Consider the following 20,770-nt stretch of genomic DNA (forward strand, 5'->3'; position numbering starts at 1 on the left):
CCGGCGGCCACCACCTGGGGCGTCCTCCGCTGGTTCACCGCACCAGAGTGCCTGGTCACGGGCATGACCGCAAATCACCACCGTCCCACATGATCGTGACGAAACGGCGAAGGGCCGCCTCTGGAAGATCCAGAGACGGCCCCTGCCTGGTGGTGGACCACCCGGTGTGACTACCGGTTGTACTGACCGAAGTCGTACTCCTCCAGCGGCACGGCCTCGCCGGAACCCTGGCCGAAGGCGTACTCGGCGCCCTCGTCGTAGGAACCGACGGAGTACACCGCGGCCTTGGCCTCCTCGGTCGGCTCGACCCGGATGTTGCGGTACTGCGGCATGCCGGTACCGGCCGGGATGAGCTTGCCGATGATGACGTTCTCCTTCAGGCCGACCAGCGGGTCGGACTTGGCGTGGATCGCCGCGTCCGTGAGGACCCGCGTCGTCTCCTGGAAGGAGGCCGCCGACAGCCAGGACTCGGTGGCCAGCGACGCCTTCGTGATGCCCATGAGCTGCGGCCGGCCGACCGCGGGCTGACCGCCCTCGGCCACGACGGCGCGGTTGAGCTCCTCGAACCGCGGCCGCTCGACCAGCTCGACGCCCGGCAGCATGTCGGTGTCGCCGGACTCCAGCACCTGGACCCGCTTCAGCATCTGCCGAACGATGATCTCGATGTGCTTGTCGTGGATCGACACACCCTGCGACCGGTAGACCTCCTGCACCTGGTCGACCAGGTGCAGCTGGACCGCGCGCGGGCCGAGGATGCGCAGCACCTCGTGCGGGTTGATGGCACCCGCGATGAGCTGCTCACCGACCTCGACGTGGTCGCCGTCCTTGACGCGCAGCCGCGACCGCATCGGCACTGGGTAGGCGATCTCCTCGGCGCCGTCGTCCGGGATGATCACGATCTTGCGGGTCTTCTCGGTCTCGTCGACGCGGACCCGGCCGGCGACCTCGCTGATCGGGGCGACGCCCTTGGGAACGCGCGCCTCGAACAGCTCCTGCACACGCGGCAGACCGTGCGTGATGTCCTGACCGGCCACACCACCGGTGTGGAAGGTCCGCATGGTCAGCTGGGTGCCGGGCTCGCCGATCGACTGGGCGGCGATGATGCCGACCGCCTCGCCGACGTCCACGAGCTTGCCGGTGGCCAGCGAGCGGCCGTAGCACATCGCGCAGACACCGATCTTGGACTCGCAGACCAGCGCGCAGCGGACGCGCACCTCGTCGACGCCCGCCTCGATGAGGCGGTTGAGCACCGTGTCGTTGATGTCCGTGCCCGCCGGGTACAGGACGGTGCCGTCCACCTCGATGTCGTGCGCGAGGTTGCGCCCGACGAGGCTGTTCTCGGAGTTCGCGACCTTGGTGAGGCTGCCGTCGGCGTTCCGCGTCGCGATCGCGAACTTGATCGTACGGTCGGTGCCGCAGTCGTCCTCGCGCACGATCACGTCCTGCGCGACGTCCACCAGACGACGGGTCAGGTAACCCGAGTCGGCGGTACGCAGGGCGGTGTCGGCCAGACCCTTACGGGCGCCGTGCGTGGCGATGAAGTACTCGACCACGGACAGGCCCTCGCGGAAGGACGACTTGATCGGACGCGGGATGGTCTCACCCTTCGGGTTGGAGACCAGACCACGCATACCGGCGATCTGCCGGAGCTGCAGCGGGTTACCGCGCGCACCGGAGTTGATCATCATCCAGATCGGGTTGGTGGCGGGGAAGGCCGCCTCCATGTCCTTGGCGACGTCGGCCGTGGCGTGGGTCCAGATCTCGATGAGCTCCTGACGGCGCTCGTCGTCGGTGATCAGACCGCGGTCGTACTCGCGCTGGACCTTGTCGGCCCGGCGCTCGTAGTTCGCCATGATGTCCGCCTTGTTCGGCGGGGCGATGACGTCGTCGATCGCGATGGTCACGCCGGAGCGGGTCGCCCACCGGAAGCCGGTGTCCTTCAGCGCGTCCAGCGCGTTCGCGACATCGACCTTCGGGTAGGTCTCGGCCAGCTCGTTGACGATCGCCGACAGCTGCTTCTTGCCGACCTCGTAGTTGACGAACGGGAAGTCCGCCGGGAGCGCCTCGTTGAACAGCATCCGGCCGAGCGTCGTCTCGAGGCGGTACGGCTGACCGGCCTCCCAGCCCTCCGGGGCCGTCCAGCCGCGCGGCGGCGGGACGTCCTTGAGCCGGACGTTGATCTTGGCCTGGATGTGCAGGTCGCCCCGGTCGTAGGCCATGATCGCCTCGGACATGCCGGCGAACGAGCGGCCCTCGCCGTCGGCGCCCTCCTTGTCCGTCGTCAGCCAGAACAGACCGATGACCATGTCCTGGGTCGGCATGGTGACCGGCTTGCCGTCGGACGGCTTGAGGATGTTGTTGGTCGAGAGCATCAGGATGCGCGCCTCGGCCTGGGCCTCGGCCGACAGCGGCAGGTGCACGGCCATCTGGTCACCGTCGAAGTCCGCGTTGAACGCGGTGCAGACGAGCGGGTGGATCTGGATGGCCTTGCCCTCGACCAGCTGCGGCTCGAAGGCCTGGATGCCCAGGCGGTGCAGGGTCGGCGCGCGGTTCAGCAGCACCGGGTGCTCGGTGATGACCTCTTCGAGCACGTCCCACACGGCCGGGCGGGCCCGCTCGACCATGCGCTTGGCGCTCTTGATGTTCTGGGCGTGGTTGAGGTCGACCAGCCGCTTCATGACGAACGGCTTGAACAGCTCCAGCGCCATCTGCTTGGGCAGACCGCACTGGTGCAGCCGCAGCTGCGGGCCGACGACGATGACCGAACGGCCGGAGTAGTCGACGCGCTTGCCCAGGAGGTTCTGCCGGAAGCGGCCCTGCTTGCCCTTGAGCATGTCGGACAGCGACTTGAGCGGACGGTTGCCCGGCCCGGTGACGGGCCGGCCGCGGCGGCCGTTGTCGAACAGCGCGTCGACGGCCTCCTGCAGCATCCGCTTCTCGTTGTTGACGATGATCTCGGGCGCGCCGAGGTCGAGCAGCCTCTTCAGCCGGTTGTTCCGGTTGATGACCCGGCGGTACAGGTCGTTGAGGTCGCTCGTGGCGAACCGGCCACCGTCGAGCTGCACCATCGGGCGCAGGTCCGGCGGGATCACCGGGATGCAGTCGAGCACCATGCCCCGCGGGCTGTTGCGGGTGTTGAGGAACGCGGAGACGACCTTGAGGCGCTTGAGGGCGCGGGCCTTCTTCTGGCCCTTGCCGCTGCGGATGGTCTCCCGCAGCCGCTCGGCCTCGGCGTCGAGGTCGAAGTTCTCCAGGCGCTTCTGGATGGCCGCGGCGCCCATGCCGCCCTCGAAGTAGCGGCCGAAGCGGTCCCGCATCTCGCGGTAGAGCAGCTCGTCGCCCTCGAGGTCCTGGACCTTGAGGTTGCGGAAGCGGTTCCAGACCTCGTCGAGCCGGTCGAGCTCGCGCTGCGCCCGGTCGCGGATCTGCTTCATCTCCCGCTCGGCGCCCTCACGGACCTTGCGGCGCTGGTCGCCCTTCGCCCCGGCGGCCTCGAGCTCGGCCAGGTCGGTCTCGAGCTTCTTCTGCCGGGACTCGATGTCGGCGTCGCGGCGCTGCTCGAGCTGCTGCCGCTCGACGGAGACCTTCGCCTCCAGCGACGGCAGGTCGCGCTCGCGCATCTCGGCGTCGACATGTGTGATCATGTACGCCGCGAAGTAGATGATTTTCTCGAGGTCCTTCGGCGCCAGGTCGAGCAGGTAGCCGAGCCGGCTCGGGACGCCCTTGAAGTACCAGATGTGCGTGACGGGCGCGGCCAGCTCGATGTGGCCCATCCGCTCACGCCGCACCTTGGCGCGAGTGACCTCGACACCGCAGCGCTCACAGATGATGCCCTTGAACCGGACGCGCTTGTACTTGCCGCAGTAGCACTCCCAGTCCCGGGTCGGACCGAAGATCTTCTCGCAGAAGAGCCCGTCCTTCTCCGGCTTGAGAGTCCGGTAGTTGATCGTCTCCGGCTTCTTGACCTCGCCGTGCGACCACTGCCGGATGTCGTCAGCCGTCGCCAGGCCGATCCGCAGCTCGTCGAAGAAGTTGACGTCGAGCACTTTGTTAACCAGTCCCCTGTTGTCGTATGCCGATTCCGAGGTCCGAAACGCCTTCTCGCTCACTCCGCGGGCCGGCGGACGGGCGCTGCCTCGCGCCCGTGCCGCCGCCTGCGTCGTTCACTCGTCGGCTCCCCGTTCCTCAGACCTCTTCGACACTGCTCGGCTCACGCCGGGACAGGTCGATGCCGAGCTCTTCCGCAGCGCGGAAGACGTCCTCGTCGGTGTCACGCATCTCAATGGACATGCCGTCGCTGGAGAGCACCTCGACGTTCAGGCACAGCGACTGCATCTCCTTGATCAGCACCTTGAAGGACTCAGGGATGCCCGGCTCAGGGATGTTCTCGCCCTTGACGATGGCCTCGTACACCTTCACGCGGCCGAGGACGTCGTCGGACTTGATGGTGAGCAGCTCCTGGAGGGCGTAGGCGGCGCCGTACGCCTCCAGCGCCCAGACCTCCATCTCACCGAAGCGCTGGCCACCGAACTGGGCCTTACCGCCGAGCGGCTGCTGGGTGATCATGGAGTACGGGCCGGTCGAACGCGCGTGGATCTTGTCGTCGACCAGGTGGAGCAGCTTCAGGATGTAGATGTAACCGACCGCGATCGGGTCCTTGAAGGGCTCACCGGTCCGCCCGTCGAACATCCGCGCCTTACCCGTCTTCTGGACCATGCGCTGGCCGTCGCGGTTCGGCAGGGTGCTGTCGAGCAGCTCGGTGATCTCCTCCTCGCGGGCGCCGTCGAAGACCGGGGTGGCGACGTTGGTGCCCGCCGGAGCGGAGTCGGCCCCGATGGCCTTCAGCTGGCGCTTCCACTCGGCGTCGTCCCCGTCGACCTTCCAGCCCCGGCTGGCGACCCACCCGAGGTGGGTCTCCAGGACCTGGCCGACGTTCATCCGGCCCGGCACGCCGAGCGGGTTGAGGACGATGTCGACCGGGGTGCCGTCCTCGAGGAACGGCATGTCCTCGACCGGCAGCACCTTGGAGATGACGCCCTTGTTGCCGTGACGACCCGCGAGCTTGTCACCGTCGGTGATCTTGCGCTTCTGGGCGACGTACACCCGGACCAGCTCGTTCACGCCCGGCGGGAGCTCGTCGCCCTCTTCCCGGCTGAACACGCGGACCCCGATGACCTTGCCCTCTTCGCCGTGCGGCACCTTCAGGGAGGTGTCGCGGACCTCGCGGGCCTTCTCGCCGAAGATCGCGCGCAGCAGGCGCTCCTCCGGGGTCAGCTCGGTCTCGCCCTTGGGCGTGACCTTGCCGACCAGGATGTCGCCCGTGGTGACCTCGGCGCCGATGCGGATGATGCCGCGCTCGTCCAGGTCGGACAGGACCTCTTCGGAGACGTTCGGGATGTCCCGGGTGATCTCCTCCGGGCCCAGCTTGGTGTCGCGGGCGTCGACCTCGTGCTCCTCGATGTGGATCGAGGACAGGACGTCGTCCTGCACCAGACGCTGGGAGAGGATGATCGCGTCTTCGTAGTTGTGGCCCTCCCACGGCATGAACGCCACGAGGAGGTTCTTGCCGAGCGCCATCTCGCCGTTGTCCGTGCACGGACCGTCGGCGACGACGGTGCCGACCTCGACCCGCTGGCCCTCGTCGACGATGGGCTTCTGGTTGAAGCAGGTGCCCTGGTTGGACCGCTTGAACTTGGCGACACGGTAGGTGGTGCGCGTGCCGTCGTCGTTCATCACGGTGATGTAGTCGGCGGAGACCTCCTCGACGACGCCGGCCTTCTCGGCCGTGATGACGTCACCGGCGTCGGTCGCCGCGCGGTACTCCATGCCGGTGCCGACCAGCGGCGCCTCGCTGCGCAGCAGCGGGACGGACTGGCGCTGCATGTTGGAGCCCATGAGCGCGCGGTTCGCGTCGTCGTGCTCGAGGAAGGGGATCATGGCCGTCGCGACCGACACCATCTGGCGCGGCGAGACGTCCATGTAGTCGACCTCGGACGGCGGGATGAACTCGACCTCGCCGCCCTTCCGGCGGACGAGGACGCGGTTCTCCACGAAGGTGCCGTCGTCCTGGAGCGGCGTGTTCGCCTGGGCGACGACGTGCCGGTCCTCCTCGTCCGCGGTCAGGTAGTCGATCTGCTCGGTGACCCGGCCGTCGACGACCTTGCGGTACGGCGTCTCGATGAAGCCGAACGGGTTGAGCCGCCCGTAGGAGCTCAGCGAACCGATCAGGCCGATGTTCGGGCCTTCCGGCGTCTCGATCGGGCACATGCGGCCGTAGTGCGACGGGTGGACGTCACGGACCTCCATGCCGGCGCGCTCACGGGACAGACCACCGGGGCCGAGCGCGTTCAGACGCCGCTTGTGCGTCAGACCCGCCAGCGGGTTGGTCTGGTCCATGAACTGCGACAGCTGCGAGGTGCCGAAGAACTCCTTGATCGACGCCACGACCGGACGGATGTTGATCAGCGTCTGCGGCGTGATCGCCTCGACGTCCTGCGTGGTCATCCGCTCGCGGACGACGCGCTCCATGCGGGCCAGGCCCAGGCGGACCTGGTTCTGGATCAGCTCGCCGACCGAGCGGATACGACGGTTGCCGAAGTGGTCGATGTCGTCGGTCTCGACGGGCACGTCACGGCCGGCCGGGGCCGTCATCTCCTCCTCGCCGGCGTGCAGCCGCACGAGGTAGTCGATGGTCGTGACGATGTCGTCCTCGGTCAGCGTGCCCTGCGTCAGCTCGATGTCGAGGCCGAGCTTCTTGTTGACCTTGTAGCGGCCGACCTTCGCCAGGTCGTAGCGCTTCGGGTTGAAATAGAGGTTCTCGAGCAGCGTCTGCGCGGACTCCTTCGTCGGAGGCTCGCCCGGACGCAGCTTGCGGTAGATGTCGAGCAGGGCGTCGTCCTGCCCGGTGGTGTGGTCCTTCTCGAGCGTGACGCGCATGGACTCGTAGTCGCCCCAGCGCTCCAGGATGCGGGCGTCGTCCCAGCCCAGCGCCTTGAGCAGGACGGTGACGCTCTGCTTGCGCTTACGGTCGATGCGCACGCCGACGTTGTCGCGCTTGTCGACCTCGAACTCCAGCCACGCGCCGCGCGACGGAATGACCTTGCAGCCGAAGATGTCCTTGTCGGACGTCTTGTCCAGGGCCCGGTCGAAGTAGACGCCCGGCGAGCGGACCAGCTGTGAGACGACGACACGCTCGGTGCCGTTGATGATGAAAGTGCCCTTCGGCGTCATGAGCGGGAAGTCACCCATGAACACCGTCTGGCTTTTGATCTCCCCCGTGGAGTTGTTGATGAACTCCGCCGTCACGAACATCGGGGCGGAGAAGGTCATGTCCTTGTCCTTGCACTCCTCGACGGAGTACTTCGGCGGCTCGAACCGATGATCACGGAACGAGAGGGACATGGTGCCGGAGAAGTCTTCGATCGGACTGATCTCTTCGAAGATCTCCTCAAGTCCCGACTGGGTCGGGACGTCCTTACGACCGGCCTGCTGGGCCGCAGTGACCCGGGCCTTCCACCTCTCGTTACCGAGCAACCAGTCAAAGGACTCGGTCTGCAGCGCGAGGAGGTCCGGAACTTCCAGAGGCTCCTTGATACGCGCGAAGGAAACGCGGTTCGGACCGGTTGCGGTAGTCGAGGCGTTGCGCGAGGCTGCCAAGAGTGGTCCTTCCGAGGGCTCGCGGCGGACTGACGACGCGCACGCCAGACGATCCACGCCGTTAGACCCCGCCGAAACGGGGGTGTCGATGTGTGGATAGTCAGAGGGCAGCGCAAAGGGGCAGTGTAGCCGAACGCCACACCGCTGTCGAGCGCAGAGCCACGGTATGCATCACAGTTGCTCCGCAGCATCGCTCGTCAGCGGCCCCACGTCAAGACTAGACATGGACATTCCGCCCGATCGGCCAGCGTGAGGAAGCCCATAGTTTACGGGGAAGCGGGCGCCCGGCCGTCCTTGCGCAGGCCCGCGCGCCGCCCCGGCACGGGACGGCGCGCGGATCTTCGAAAATCAGGTATCGCAGCTCGCGGAACGATCAGCGTTTCTTCGACGCGGAGGGGGCCGGCGTCGGCATCGCGGTCGGGACGGAGGCCGCCGGCGGCGGGGTGGTCATCCGCGGACCGTCGATGAGCCACTTCTTGCCGCTCTTCTTCATCTGCAGCCGCGGCCACGACGTGTCGACCTGGGGCTCCTTGTGCGCGGCGTTGACCGAGATCATCTTCACGAAGAGGAGCACGTCGACCCGGTCGGCGGTCGCCTCCGTGACCGACGCCACCTGGACCTGCGTCAGCGCCTGGGTCTGGCTCTTCTCCACGGACGGCCGGAAGATCTTCCAGTACTCGGCGTAGGACTTCGCCATCGCCGGCGTCATCTCGGACTCGGCCTTCTTCAGGTCGTAGTCCAGGGTCCGGTAGTTGTACGACAGCAGGTCCTTGGCGTCCGACTGCGCGGCGGCGAGGCCGTCCTCGCGGGCGTGCTGCACCGCGATGTCGACGTTGTGGCGGTGCCACAGGTCGAGGCAGCCGATCGCAACGACGAGCACGGCGCACGCGAGGATGACCAGCGGGGCCGTGGCGGGCGAGCGCCGCGCGGGAATCTCCGCCGCCGTCTCCTCGGCGGAGTCCTCGGCCGGCGCGCCCTTGCGCCTGGTGAGGGCGGTCACTGCAGTCCTCCCATCCCGGAGACCTTCCAGTGACCGCCGGTCTTGGTCAGCTGCACCTGGGCGCTCTGCCACGACGAGGCCGGCGTCTTGACCTGCGCGGACTGCGCGGTCCTGCGCACGGTCACCATGACCTCGGCCGACTTCGACTGGATGTCGATCACGCCCAGGGCGGCCACCGCGGCGTTGGAGACCAGCTTGTTGTTCACGACGGTCTGCTTCCAGGTCGTACCGAGCTGCTGGACGGCCTGCGCCTTGAACTTGTCCGACATGTCGGCGTAGACCCGCTGGGCGTCCTCGTCGAAGCTCTGGTAGCTGATCGAGTAGAAGTTGGTGACGACCCGGCGGGCGACGGTCTGCACGGCCTCGATGTCGGCTCTGCGGGTGTCCGCGGCGTACGTCTTGTCCGCGAGGTAGCCCACCGGCACCAGGAGGGCGAGGAGGACGACCCCGAGCAGCGCCAGCGTCACCCCCAGGCGGCGGCCGCTCAGCCGACGATCGGGCTCAGCAGAAGCGTCTGCCATGAAGCGTCTCCCGTCAGTTGACTGACCTTGCCCAGGCGGTACTGCTTACCGTCGGGCCCCACGTAAACGCGGGTCCGGGGATCGTAACCGCTGACGAACAGCGTCTGCAGCCCGGAGGAGGCCGTCTGTCCGGAGCCGGAGTCCCCCGTCGACGAGCCGCCGCTCGCCGGCGACCGCCCGCTCACCGACGCCTGCTTCGCGGCGTCGCCGCCGTCGCCGGAGCCGCTGCCGGCCGAGGTCTCATACGGGAACCCGGCGCCCGAGGTCGCGCCGGCGGGCAGCTTCGGGTACGGCCCGGGCGGCGGCGCGTTGCGCGACCCGCGTACGGCGGTGCCGGCGTTCTTGGGGGCCTTGCAGGAGGCCTTGGCGTTGATCGTCGCCGGACGGGTGTCCTGCGGATAGCGGATCTTCGTGCCCTCGTAGCCCTTGGTGCAGACGGGCGGTTGGTTGAAGTTGAGCTCCAGGCCGAAGTGCACCGTGCCGTCGCCGGGGGCGACGCTGAACGCGCCGCCGACGATGAGCGGGTAGGTGATCAGCATGGTCCGCAGCTGGTCGGTGCGCGAGGTCAGCACCGACCCGATGACCGAGCCGTTGGCCAGCAGCGTCGGCAGGGTCGGCTCGAGGCGGTTCAGCAGGTCCTGGCCCTGGTCGAGCGCGCCCGGCGTGACGTTGAGGAACGTGCGCACGTCGGGGTCGTCGCGCTTGAGCTCGGCGGTCAGCGACGCGAGGTTGTGAGAGAACTCACGGAAGACCGACCCCTCGTCGACCTGCGTGTCGAGCACCGTGCGCCCGTTGTTGAGCAGCGCGATCGTCTCGGGGTAGGTGTCGTTCAGCGCGGCCAGGATCTTCTTGTTCGAGTCGAGCAGCGACTGCAGGTCCGCGCCCTCGCCCGACAGGCCCTTGTCGAGCTCGTTGATGACCGTGCCGAGGTCCTTGGGGTCCACGGTGCGCACGAGCGCGTCGATGTTGTGCAGCAGCTCGTACGTCTGCACCGGCAGGTGGGTGTGGTCGCGCGGGATGACGTCGCCGTTCTTCAGCGACGGGCCGTTCCCGGCCGGGCGCAGGTCGACGTACTGCTCGCCGACGCCGGAGCGGTTCAGCACGTAGGCCTGCACGCCGTTGGCGGGGACCTTACGGTCGTGGTTGATGCGCAGCTCGACGCGGACGCCGTCCTTGGTCAGGTGCAGCGGCCCGACGCGGCCGACCGTGACGCCCCGGTAGGTGACCTCGGCGTTCGTGAAGATGCCGCCGGAGTCGGCCATGTCGAGGTAGACGCGGTACCGCAGGTCGAGGACGGTCTGGCCGATCCCGATGATGTTGACCAGCGTGTAGGCCATGGTCAGGGCCGTGATGATCGCGAAAATCGTCAGCTGGATCTTGACGCCGCGCTTGATGATCATGCGGTGCCTCCGCTCAGCAGGGCGCCCAGGTCATCGCCGGGCGCGCCGCCCATCCCGAGGGGCGGCAGGATGCCGCCGCCGTCGCCCTGCTGTGAGCCGCCCTGGCTCGTGCCGGCCCCGGAGCCGCTCTCTGGGAGGACGCCGAGCGGATTGTCCGGAACGCTCGTGTGCGGGGCGGGCAGGGACGCCTGGAGCTTCTCAGCGGCCTTCCCGACCCCATCGAGGGCGGTTCCGGTCAGGAAGTTGTGCGCGATGTTCCCGACGTTGAGGTCCAGGGTCGCGAACAGGTTGCCGTAGTCGCCCTTGAGCGCCTGAGAGACGGTCTGCGGGAACGGGAACGTGAACAGGCCGCCCAGGATCTTCGGGATGACGTTGCTGGCCTTGTCGGTGTTCTGCAGCACCTGCTGCAGGTCCTTGAGGTTCGCGACCGTGTCGTCGTGCGACCGGTTGATCACCCGGGTCGCCACGGTGCCGAGCCGGTCCATGTTGACCAGGAGCTTGGTGAGGTCCTGCCGCTGCTCGGCGAGGATCTTCACCGCGGGGCCGGTGCTGTCGATCGTGTCGGCGATCGTCTGGTTGTGCCGGGCGAGCGTGGCGGCGAGCCGGTCGACCTTGTCGATGGTGGTGACGATCTGCGCCTTCTGCCGGTCCAGGGTGCCGACGAAGACGTTGACGCGGTCGAGGAGGTCGCGGATCTGCGTGGTGCGGCCCTGCATCGCGGCGTTCAGCTCGTGGTTGATCGTGGAGATCTGCTCGAGGCCGCCGCCGGTGACCAGCATGGACATCGCCGACAGCACCTCCTCGACCTCGGTGTCGCGGGTGGTGCGCTCCAGGGGGATCTCCGAGCCCTGCGTGAGCCTGCCCTGCGGCGTCTGGCCCTGCGGCGCGGACAACGCCACGAACTTCTCGCCGAGGAGGCTGGTCTGGGAGATCGTGGCGACCGCGTTGGCCGGCAGGTCGACCGAGCGCCGGAGCCGGCAGGTCACCTCGGCGTTCCAGTTCACCAGGCGGATCTTGGTGATCCGGCCGACGGGGACGTCGTTGACCCGGCACTGCGACTGCGGCACCAGGTCCAGGACGTTCGAAAAGACGATCTTCACGTCGTACGGGTCGGAGCCGGTGTCGATGCCGCCGGGCAGCGGCATGTTCGACACGCCCCGGAACGTACAGCCCGAGACGGCCGTGGTGAGCGTGAGCGCCGTCGCAACGATCCGCGCCGCTCGGCGGCGCGCCGGCCGCCCTGATCGAGACACCTCGTTCGTCCCTCTCATCTCACTTGCGACCCGTTCCGGAGGACGTGGGCGTACCACTGGGCGTGCGCGTGCCGGACGCCCGCGTACCGCTCGGCGTGCGCGTGCTGGACCCGCTCGTGGCGCCGGTGTCCGGCTGGGCCGGGCCGATCGCGACCGGGAGCGGGATGAGGTTCTGCAGGTAGCCGTCGAACCACCGGCCCTGGGCGGTCGCGTCGGCCGAGACGCTGACGAACGGGCCCAGGGTCTTGACCGCCTTGTCGAGGTTGGTCTGGTTGCGCAGCAGGATGTCCACGACGCTGTGCAGGTTGCGCATCGCGGGGTTCAGCGTGGCGCGGTTCTCCTCGATCGTCCCGGTGATCTGGTTCGAGAGGCTGACCGTGCCGGCCAGCAGCGAGGTGATCACCTGCCGCCGGTCGTTGAGCTCCTGCAGCAGCAGGCCGCCGTTCGAGACGAGCTGCGCGAGGTCGCCGCTACGGTCGGCCAGCAGGCCGGTGAGGCTGCGCGTGTGGCCCAGAAGGCCGGTCAGCTCATCGTCGCGGGAGGAGATCGCCTGGGAGATCTTCCGCAGCCCGCTCAGCGTCCGGCGTACGTTGTCCGGGGAGTACTTCAGGGTCTGGTTCAGGGTGTTCAGCGCCGTGGCCAGCTGCGGGACGTCGATCTTCTGCAGCTGTCCCGACAGATCCTGCAGGGCGGGCACGACCTCGTACGACGGCGCGGTGCGCGAGGCCGGGATCTCGGCGTGCGGCGACTGGCGGCGGTCGCCCTTCGGCTCGACCTCCAGGTAGTGCGCGCCCAGCAGCGTGGAGATCTTGATGCGGAGCTGTGACTGCGTACCGAAGCGGACGTGCGATCCGGCGGTGAAGGCGACGCGTACGTGGTCGTCCTCCAGCCTGACGCTCTTGACCTTGCCGACCTTGACGCCGGCGATCCGCACCTCTTCGTTCGGCTTGAGGCCGCTGGCCTCGGTGAACGCCGCGTGATACGTCGTTCCGCCCTCGAAGACCGTCAGGTTGAACGCCGCGACCACGAGGAGGGCCACCGACGACATGCCGATGATCCCCATCATCAGGGGGTCCCGGTCGCGGAAGGAGACTCTCACCGCTCCACCCCCCACGTCGCTGCCTCGTTCACCCTGATCACCCCTTGCACCGGGCGTTCTCGTTCAGGATCTGCGGAGTGTTGAAGGAGACCTGGCCGGGCAGTCCGATCCGCGCGTCCAGGCTGCACAGGTAGAAGTTGAACCAGGAGCCGTACGACGCCGCCCGGTCGAGCAGCATGAAGTTGGTCGGCATGGCGGCGAACGCCTTGTCCAGCTCGCCGCCGTTGGCCGCGAGCACCTTGGACAGGTGGCCGAGCGTGGCGATGTCCGTCTTGACCGACGGGCGCACGTCGGTGAGCAGGCCGTTGGTCGTGGAGATCAGCTGGTTGACGCTGACCAGCGACGCGCCGATCGCGTGGCGGTCGTCGGACAGCCCGGAGACCAGGCTCTTGAGGTTGGTGATGAGCCCGGAGACCTCCTCGTCGCGCGAGTCGATGGTGGCGATCACCTTGTCGAGGTTGTCGATCACCCGGCCGATGACCTCGTCGCGGTTGCCGAGGGTCTCGGTCAGAGAGGCGACGTGGGCGAGCAGCCCGTTGACCGTTCCGCCCTCGCCCTGCAGCACCTGAATGATCTGGTACGCGAGCTGGTTGACGTCCTGCGGCTTGATCGCCCGCAGCAGCGGCCGGAAGCCGTTGAACAGCGCGGTCAGGTCCAGCGCGGGCTGGGTCTGCTCCTTCGGGATCGTCCCGCCGGCCGGCAGCTCGCCGCCCTGCCCGGAGCCCTCGGTGAGGGAGATGTACCGCTGGCCCATCAGGTTGCGGTACCGCAGCTGGGCCTGGGTGCTGCGGGGCAGGGGCTGGTCCTTGACCACCGACACCGTGACCTTGGCCAGGTGCCCCTGGTAGAGCTTGATCCCCTTGACCTCGCCGACGCGCACGCCGGCGATCCGGACCTCGTCGCCGTCGTTGAGCCCGGCCGCGTCCGTGAAGATCAGGTTGTACTTCCGGCTCGGCACGAACTCGGTGTTGGAGATCGTGACGGCGAGCACCGCCGTGGCCAGCGTGGCGATGACCGCGAAGATGAGCAGCTTCACCGCCGCCGACGTGGTCTTCACCTGAATCTCCGGAGGATGCCCCGGCTTTCAGGCCGGGGAGGAATCCGGACTCCATCAGGAGCGGCCCGGCGGAGCCGGGACCGCCGGTGGACGGAGCCCATCGGCACCCAGCCAACAATCTCACACATGCGTGACTCCTGTGTAAGGCGCCTGGTCATGCGGACGGCGTACAGGTGCCGGGCCTACCCGGACTCCGAACAAGCGGTGGTGTTCAACCGCACGTTCGGCTGTGTGCGCCTCGTTTGGAACAAGACCCTCGCCGAACGCCACGCGGCCTACCACCAGCGAGGTGAAAAGACCTCCTACCGGCAGACCGACGCCGCGTTGACCGCGTGGAAGAAGACCGAGGACCTGGCGTTCCTGTCGGAAGTCTCCTCGGTTCCGTTGCAGCAGACGCTGCGCCATCAGCACGCGGCGTTCGCGAACTTCTTCGCCGGCCGCGCCGAATACCCGCGATTCAAGAACCGCAACTCCCGTCAGACCGCGCACTACACCCGCTCGGCGTTCCGCATGAAGAACAGCGAGCTGTACATGGCCAAGACCCGGACGCCGCTGCGGTTCGTGTGGTCCTTCGAAGGTGTGGACCTGGCCGCGCTGAACCCGACCATGGTCGTGATCTCCCGCGACCCGGACGGCCGCTGGTACGTCACGTTCGCCGTCGAGTCCGACACGCCCGAGCCTATGGACAGTGTCGAGCATGCCATCGGCGTCGATCTGGGAGTAAAGACCTTCGCGGTCACCTCCGACGGGGAACGCATCGCCAACCCCCGCCACCTGGAGCGCAAGGCCCGCAGCCTCGCCCGCTACCAGCGGCGCATGGCCCGCCGCCAGCCGGGCAGCATGAACCGCCGCAAGGCCAAGGCCAAGGTCGCCCGAGCCCACCGCAAGGTCCGCAACGCCCGCACTGACTTCCTGCACCGCACCAGCACCAACCTGATCCGCAGGGCCGACACCATCGTCATCGAAGACCTCGCCGTCACCAACATGGTCAAAAACCACGCGTTGGCACGGGCGATCAGCGATGCGGGGTGGGGTGAGTTCCGCCGGCAGCTGGAGTACAAGGCCGAACGCGCCGGACGCGCCCTCGTAGTCATCGACCGCTGGTACCCCTCCTCCAAGACCTGCTCGGTCTGCGGGCACCTGCTCGCCGAGTTGAGCCTTTCGACCCGGCACTGGACGTGTCCAGGCTGCCGCACCCGGCGCGACCGGGACATCAACGCGGCCAAGAACATCCTTGCGGCTGGTCAAGCCGTAACCAGGGAAGCCCCTGGTGATGCCTGTGGAGCTGGTGTCAGACGGCAAGGGTCCTCCCTTCCGCAGCCGGCACTGAAGCAGGAAACCCGCGCCGCGAGGCCCCCGGCCTAGGCCGGATCGGCCCCACAAGGCCGATGGGAATCTCCCTTCTCCAGGAGGGGGAGCAGTCAATTGACGGTCACCACCATTCCGTTGGCGGCGGGCTTGTACAGCAGCGTGGCGAGATCGGACACCTGGTCGGCGCGGGTCCCCATGGCCGGCCCCATCAGGCTCTTGAGCAGCGAGTCGTCGTCCGTCGAGCTGCCCGGCTTGACCAGGACGCTGGACAGGGACCGGCCCGCCCCGCCGGCCCACCACTGGTCGTCCTCGGTCCCGTCGAGCTCCTGGTACTGCGGGAACGGCACCTTGGGGTTCGGCAGGCCGTAGCAGCGGGGGTTGCGGTAGTCCTTGAACTCCGGGCGGTCCAGGCCCGGCTTGTACCCGGGACGCGGCTTCACCAGTTCCAGCGTGACGTGCACGCCCGGCTGGCGGCCGCCCATCGCGTCGATCAGGCGGGGCGTCAGCCTGGCCATGCCCTGGAACACGCACGGGACGCTCGGGGAGTACTTGGCCAGCAGCGCGAGCGCCTTGCGGTTGGCGATCATCGCGCCCTCCAGGCGCGGCTCGTTGGCGGCGGTGAAGTCCGTGGCGTCGCCGGTCAGGCCGATGCCCTTGTCGAGGGCCTCGACGAGCTGGGGCTCCTTGTCGACGATCGTGCGGTTCGTCGTCTGGAGGTTCTGCATGATCGAGATCAGGTCGGGCGCGGCGCCGTTGAGGTTGTCGCTGACGATGGCGAGCTGCCGCAGGTCGTGGATGACGGTGGGCAGGTGCGGGTTGAGGCGCTTGAGGTAGTCGTCGGCGTCGACGAGCATCTGCCCGATCTGGTCTCCGCGGCCCTGCAGCGCGGTGGCCAGGGCGTTCAGGGTGGCATTGAGCTTCGCCGGCTCGACCTCGTCGAGGATCGGCATCACGTCGTTGAGGACCTGGTTGACCTCCACGGCGGTCGTGGAGCGGTCCTGCGGGATGACGTCGCCGTTCTTCAGGTGACGGCCGCCGAGCTCGCCCGCCGGAGGCACGATGTCGACGAACTTCTCGCCGAACACCGTCTTGGGCAGCATCCGGGCCGAGGAGTTCGCCGGGATGAGCCGGGCCTTACCCGGGTCGATCGCCAGATCGATCGCCGCGCCGTTCGGCGTCTGGCGGATCTTCCTGACCTCGCCGACGATCAGGCCGCGGACCTTCACGTCGGAGTGCGGGACGAGCTGCAGCCCGGCCCGGTCGCTGTCGACGGTGACGTGGTAGACGGGCGTGAACGCCTTGTTGTACTGCATCACCATCAGGACGACGAGCAGGATGACCACCAGTACGAACGCCAGCCCGTACAGGCGGTAGCGCAGCCGCTCGGACCACGAGCCGAAGAACGGGGCGGAACTCATGAGTCCTCCCGCCGCTCAGCAGTCGACATCGCGCACTCACACCTCTCGTCTCAACCGGCGATCCGTACGCTGGTGGTCGCGCCCCAGATCGCCATCCCCATGAGCAGGTCCACGATGTTGACGACCACCAGGCTCGTACGGACGGCGCGGCCGACCGCCAGGCCCACGCCGGCCGGTCCGCCGCTGGCGTTGAAGCCGTAGTAGCAGTGGATCAGCATGACGAGGATCGCGAAGACCAGGACCTTCCCGAACGACCACAGGACGTCGTGGGGTGGGAGGAACAGGTAGAAGTAGTGGTCGTACGTGCCGCTGGACTGCCCGAACGACACGGTCACCATCAGCCGGGTGGCGACGAACGACGCCAGCAGGCCGATGACGTACAGCGGGATGACGGCGAGCATGCCGGCCACCAGGCGCGTCGTCACCAGGAACGGCAGCGACGGCACGCCCATGACCTCCAGCGCGTCGATCTCGTCGCTGATCCGCATGGCGCCGAGCTGGGCGGTGAAGCCGCAGCCGACCGTGGCCGACAGCGCCAGCGCCGACACGGTGGGCGCGAGCTCGCGCGTGTTGAAGTACGCGGAGACGAAGCCGCTGAAGGCGGCGCTGCCGATCTGGTTCAGGGCGTTGTAGCCCTGCAGGCCGACCTCGGTGCCGGTGAAGAAGGTCATGAAGCCGACGATCGCCACGCTGCCGCCCATGACGGCCAGGCCGCCGGTGCCGAGGCTGACCTCGGCGAGCAGCCGGACGACCTCCTTCTTATAGCGGAGGACGACCCGCCAGACCCACGCGAACGCCCGTACGTAGAACGCCATCTGGTGGCCGAAGCCCTCCAGGCGCTCCAGCGGAGCGTCGATGACGCGCTTGGCGGTACGGAACCCGCCCCAGGTGCCGGCCGCCATCACATGCCCTTCTGCGGGACGAGCTGGAAGTACAGCGCGCTGAGCACGAAGTTCTCCACGAACAGGGCCATCGCCGCGATGACCACGGTCTGGTTCACCGCGTCGCCGACGCCCTTGGGGCCGCCGGAGGCGGTCAGGCCCTTGTACGAGGCGACGAGCGCGGCCGTGATGCCGAACACCACCGCCTTCACCTCGGCCTGGTACAGGTCGGACAGCTGTGCCAGGCCGCTGAACGAGGCGATGTAGGCGCCGGGCGTGCCGCCCTGCAGCATGACGTTGAAGACGTAGCCGCCGGCGATGCCGACGACCGAGACGATGCCGTTGAGGAAGAGCCCGACGAACGCGCAGGCCAGCACCCGCGGCACCACGAGGCGGTGCAGCGGGTTGATGCCGAGCACCTCCATCGCGTCGATCTCCTCGCGGATCTTGCGGGCGCCCAGGTCGGCGCAGATCGCCGAACCGGCGGCCGCGGCGATCAGGAGGGCCGTCACGATCGGGCTGGCCTCCCGCACGATCGCCAGCACCGCCGTCGAGCCGGTCTGGGACTGCGCGCCGAGCTGCCGGATCAGGTTGCCGACCTGCAGCGACAGGATCGCGCCGAACGGGATGGCGACCATGATGGTGGGCGCGACCGTGACGGAGACGATGAACCACGCCTGCTGCAGGAACTCCCGCCACTGGAACGGCCACGTGAACAGCGCCCGGAAGGTGTCCAGGGACAGGGCGAAGAAGCGGCCCGGCTCGCGCAGCGTGACGTTGGCGACGCCGTCGGCCATCTTGCCGGCGCGCGCCATCAGTGGGCCCCTTCGGCGGGCCGCCCCGCGTCGGCCGACATCGCGCTGACGTACCGCGGCCACTCCTCCAGCCAGTCACGGCCCATCTCGTCGATGAACGAACCCTCCGGCGGAGTGACCCCGTGCGCGCGCAGCCATTCGCCGGGAGCGTGCTGGGTGCGGCGGATGCGCCCGTCGCTGGTCATCAGCTGCGGCGGGATGGGCGGCAGCGCTCCGGGGTCGCGGCCGAGGCGGGCCTCGGCCTCCAGCTCGGACAGGTCCTTCTCCTCGGACATGCCGATCGGGCCGACCTTGCGCGCGTTGAGGAACTGCCGGACCACCGGCTCCTCGCTCGACAGCAGCATCTCGCGCGGCCCGAACATCACCAGCTGGCGGAGGAACAGCATGCCGATGTTGTCCGGCACCGTGCGGGCGGTGTTGATGTCGTGGGTGACGATGAGGATCGTCGCCTCGATCTCGGCGTTGAGGTCGACGATCAGCTGGTTCAGCAGGACGGTGCGGACCGGGTCCAGGCCGGAGTCGGGCTCGTCGCAGAGAATGATCTGCGGATCGAGCACGAGCGCGCGGGCGAGCCCGGCCCTTTTCCGCATGCCGCCGGAGATCTCGCCGGGGAACTTGTTCTGGGCTCCCGCGAGGCCGACCATCTCCATCTTCTCCAGGACGATGCGCCGGACCTCGGACTCCGACTTGCGCGTGTGCTCGCGCAGCGGGAAGGCGATGTTGTCGAAGAGGTTCATCGACCCGAACAGCGCGCCGTCCTGGAACAGGACGCCGAAGAGCTTGCGCACCTCGTACATGTCGCGCTCGCGGAGGTTCGGCATGTCCCTGCCGTCGATCCAGCAGTGCCCGCGGTCCGGCTTGAGCAGGCCGACCATCGTCTTGAGGAAGACCGACTTGCCGGTGCCGGAGGGTCCGAGAAGGACGGAGATCTCACCGGCGGGCAGTGTCAGGGTGACGTCCTCCCAGATGACCTGACGCCCGAAGGACTTGGTCAGCCCTTCGACTCTGATTTCGACGCCCACTCGTCACCTTTCGTCAAGCCAGCCCAAGGTGTCCGGTACAACGAGCGAGTTACCGATGGGTTACGTTGCCGGATCACACAGAGCCACTGATCAGTGGCCGGGGGCCATCGTGCGTGCCGCGTCCACCTACCGTAGTCATCCCTCGCTCGAATGGAAGAGGTAAAACCATCGTCACCGGGGCGGAGGCTGCCTCGTAAGCAGATCGTTACTCAAGTCGGACTTATGAGACTAGCGGTCCAACAGTTCACTTGGGAAGAGGGCTCCCGACAGGTCAGGGCCGGCGAATGTCCACAGAGGGTGGGTAAATGATCACGCCGCATGAGCCGGAATCCTATCAACCAAGCGCTTGATAGGTAAGGCTCTGGATTGTTGTGGGACGCGCGGCACGGCCGGGACAATCCTCGGCCGTGAACGGAATCCCCCTGATCGACGAGGACCAGGACGACGAGATCTGCTCGTACCTCGCCACCTGCCCCGTCACGTCCGACCTCGCGCGGCGGATCGCCGGCCTGCTGAATCTCCCCTGGGAGGACCCCGAGGTCATCGAACGCGCCATGTGCGGCCTCGGCTGGGACGACGACGCCGACGTCCCAGTGGACGAGGTCCGCCTCGTGACCGACCTCGGCCACCTGGTCCACGGCGACTTCTGCCTCTACATGCCGTTCGCCCACCTCTACACCGTGGGCGGCGACCTCTGGCCGGAGGACGGGTGGGGGACGCGGTCGTCTTCATCCGCCCCCTGCCCGAGGAGACGCCGCTCCCCGACGGCGCCGCGCTGTCCGGCTTCCTCACCTGGTAGGCCGGACGACAACGGCGAAGGGCGGCCACCCGGAAGGGTGACCGCCCTCGAAGAGCGCTGAGAAAGCGCCGTAAAGAGAACCGGGTAAGGCAGTGCCTTACTTGACGGTGACCGTCGCGCCGGCCTTCTCCAGGGCCTCCTTGGCCTTGTCGGCCGTCTCCTTGTTGACCTTCTCCAGCAGCGGCTTCGGCGCGCCGTCGACCAGGTCCTTGGCCTCCTTGAGGCCCAGGCTCGTGAGGCCACGGACCTCCTTGATGACCTGGATCTTCTTGTCGCCGGCGGCCTCGAGGATGACGTCGAACTCGTCCTTCTCCTCGGCGGCCTCGGCCGGAGCGCCCGGGGCGCCCGGAGCGGCGGCGACCGCGACGGGGGCGGCGGCCTTGACGTCGAAGGTGTCCTCGAACTGCTTCACGAACTCGGAGAGCTCGAGAAGGGTCATCTCCTTGAAAGCGTCGAGCAGCTCGTCGGTGCTGAGCTTCGCCATGGTGTTGCTTCCTCCTGTTGAAAACCCGCGTCGCTCGTGCGGGTGGGGTAATTC

General features: G+C 68.0%; 15 protein-coding genes. 2 read left to right on the forward strand and 13 right to left on the reverse strand.

Annotation, left to right across the window (positions count from 1 at the left end; genetic code table 11):
• Positions 1-170: 170 nt before the first annotated feature.
• The 8 genes from NDW01_RS14070 to NDW01_RS14105 form a co-directional block, all read right to left on the reverse strand.
• On the reverse strand, positions 171-4,046 hold the full coding sequence (locus NDW01_RS14070) for a DNA-directed RNA polymerase subunit beta' (protein WP_252820559.1): 3,876 nt from the start codon (positions 4,044-4,046) through the stop codon (positions 171-173).
• A 139-nt stretch (positions 4,047-4,185) separates the two neighbouring features.
• A complete protein-coding gene (gene rpoB / locus NDW01_RS14075) occupies positions 4,186-7,656 on the reverse strand; it encodes a DNA-directed RNA polymerase subunit beta (protein ID WP_252820561.1) in 3,471 nt (1,156 codons plus the stop codon).
• 373 nt (positions 7,657-8,029) lie between these two features.
• Positions 8,030-8,656 carry a hypothetical protein gene (locus NDW01_RS14080; protein ID WP_252820565.1) on the reverse strand — a complete coding sequence of 209 codons (627 nt, stop codon included), beginning with the start codon at positions 8,654-8,656 and terminating at the stop codon, positions 8,030-8,032.
• Entirely contained in the window at positions 8,653-9,177 is a 525-nt protein-coding gene (locus NDW01_RS14085; protein ID WP_252820567.1) for a hypothetical protein, read from the reverse strand. Before NDW01_RS14085 ends, NDW01_RS14080 begins: the two co-directional genes overlap by 4 nt.
• Positions 9,141-10,577 carry an MCE family protein gene (locus tag NDW01_RS14090; protein WP_252820569.1) on the reverse strand — a complete coding sequence of 479 codons (1,437 nt, stop codon included), beginning with the start codon at positions 10,575-10,577 and terminating at the stop codon, positions 9,141-9,143. The genes NDW01_RS14085 and NDW01_RS14090 overlap by 37 nt, the downstream gene beginning before the upstream one ends.
• A complete protein-coding gene (locus tag NDW01_RS14095) occupies positions 10,574-11,848 on the reverse strand; it encodes an MCE family protein (protein WP_256511678.1) in 1,275 nt (424 codons plus the stop codon). The genes NDW01_RS14090 and NDW01_RS14095 overlap by 4 nt, the downstream gene beginning before the upstream one ends.
• 1 nt (position 11,849) lies before the next feature.
• Positions 11,850-12,929 (reverse strand): MCE family protein, encoded by a 1,080-nt coding sequence (locus tag NDW01_RS14100; protein WP_252820571.1) that lies wholly within the window; start codon positions 12,927-12,929, stop codon positions 11,850-11,852.
• A gap of 37 nt (positions 12,930-12,966) precedes the next feature.
• Positions 12,967-13,986 carry an MCE family protein gene (locus NDW01_RS14105; protein ID WP_252820573.1) on the reverse strand — a complete coding sequence of 340 codons (1,020 nt, stop codon included), beginning with the start codon at positions 13,984-13,986 and terminating at the stop codon, positions 12,967-12,969.
• Between the two features lie 156 nt (positions 13,987-14,142).
• On the opposite strand from NDW01_RS14105, the gene NDW01_RS14110 reads away from it, so the two are divergent.
• Complete coding sequence (locus NDW01_RS14110; protein ID WP_252820575.1) at positions 14,143-15,351, forward strand: RNA-guided endonuclease InsQ/TnpB family protein; 1,209 nt, start codon at positions 14,143-14,145, stop codon at positions 15,349-15,351.
• A 56-nt stretch (positions 15,352-15,407) separates the two neighbouring features.
• Here the strand turns inward: NDW01_RS14110 and NDW01_RS14115 are convergent, their stop codons facing one another.
• From NDW01_RS14115 to NDW01_RS14130, 4 genes are read right to left on the reverse strand one after another with little or no spacing between them, the layout of a single operon-like run.
• Positions 15,408-16,715 carry an MCE family protein gene (locus tag NDW01_RS14115; RefSeq protein ID WP_252820577.1) on the reverse strand — a complete coding sequence of 436 codons (1,308 nt, stop codon included), beginning with the start codon at positions 16,713-16,715 and terminating at the stop codon, positions 15,408-15,410.
• Between the two features lie 50 nt (positions 16,716-16,765).
• Entirely contained in the window at positions 16,766-17,617 is an 852-nt protein-coding gene (locus NDW01_RS14120; RefSeq protein WP_252780356.1) for an MlaE family ABC transporter permease, read from the reverse strand.
• Positions 17,617-18,411, reverse strand: a complete 795-nt coding sequence (locus NDW01_RS14125; protein ID WP_252820579.1) for an MlaE family ABC transporter permease — start codon at positions 18,409-18,411, stop codon at positions 17,617-17,619. The genes NDW01_RS14120 and NDW01_RS14125 overlap by 1 nt, the downstream gene beginning before the upstream one ends.
• On the reverse strand, positions 18,411-19,433 hold the full coding sequence (locus tag NDW01_RS14130; RefSeq protein WP_252820581.1) for an ABC transporter ATP-binding protein: 1,023 nt from the start codon (positions 19,431-19,433) through the stop codon (positions 18,411-18,413). The genes NDW01_RS14125 and NDW01_RS14130 overlap by 1 nt, the downstream gene beginning before the upstream one ends.
• A gap of 407 nt (positions 19,434-19,840) precedes the next feature.
• Between NDW01_RS14130 and NDW01_RS14135 the strand changes: the two genes are divergently transcribed.
• Entirely contained in the window at positions 19,841-20,293 is a 453-nt protein-coding gene (locus NDW01_RS14135) for a hypothetical protein (protein ID WP_252820583.1), read from the forward strand.
• Between the two features lie 36 nt (positions 20,294-20,329).
• Here the strand turns inward: NDW01_RS14135 and rplL are convergent, their stop codons facing one another.
• Positions 20,330-20,716, reverse strand: coding sequence for a 50S ribosomal protein L7/L12 (gene rplL / locus NDW01_RS14140; protein WP_252820586.1), 387 nt, complete (start codon positions 20,714-20,716; stop codon positions 20,330-20,332).
• Positions 20,717-20,770: the final 54 nt, after the last annotated feature.

This window comes from Actinoallomurus soli (genome assembly GCF_024055715.1).
Classification (GTDB): domain Bacteria; phylum Actinomycetota; class Actinomycetes; order Streptosporangiales; family Streptosporangiaceae; genus Actinoallomurus; species Actinoallomurus soli.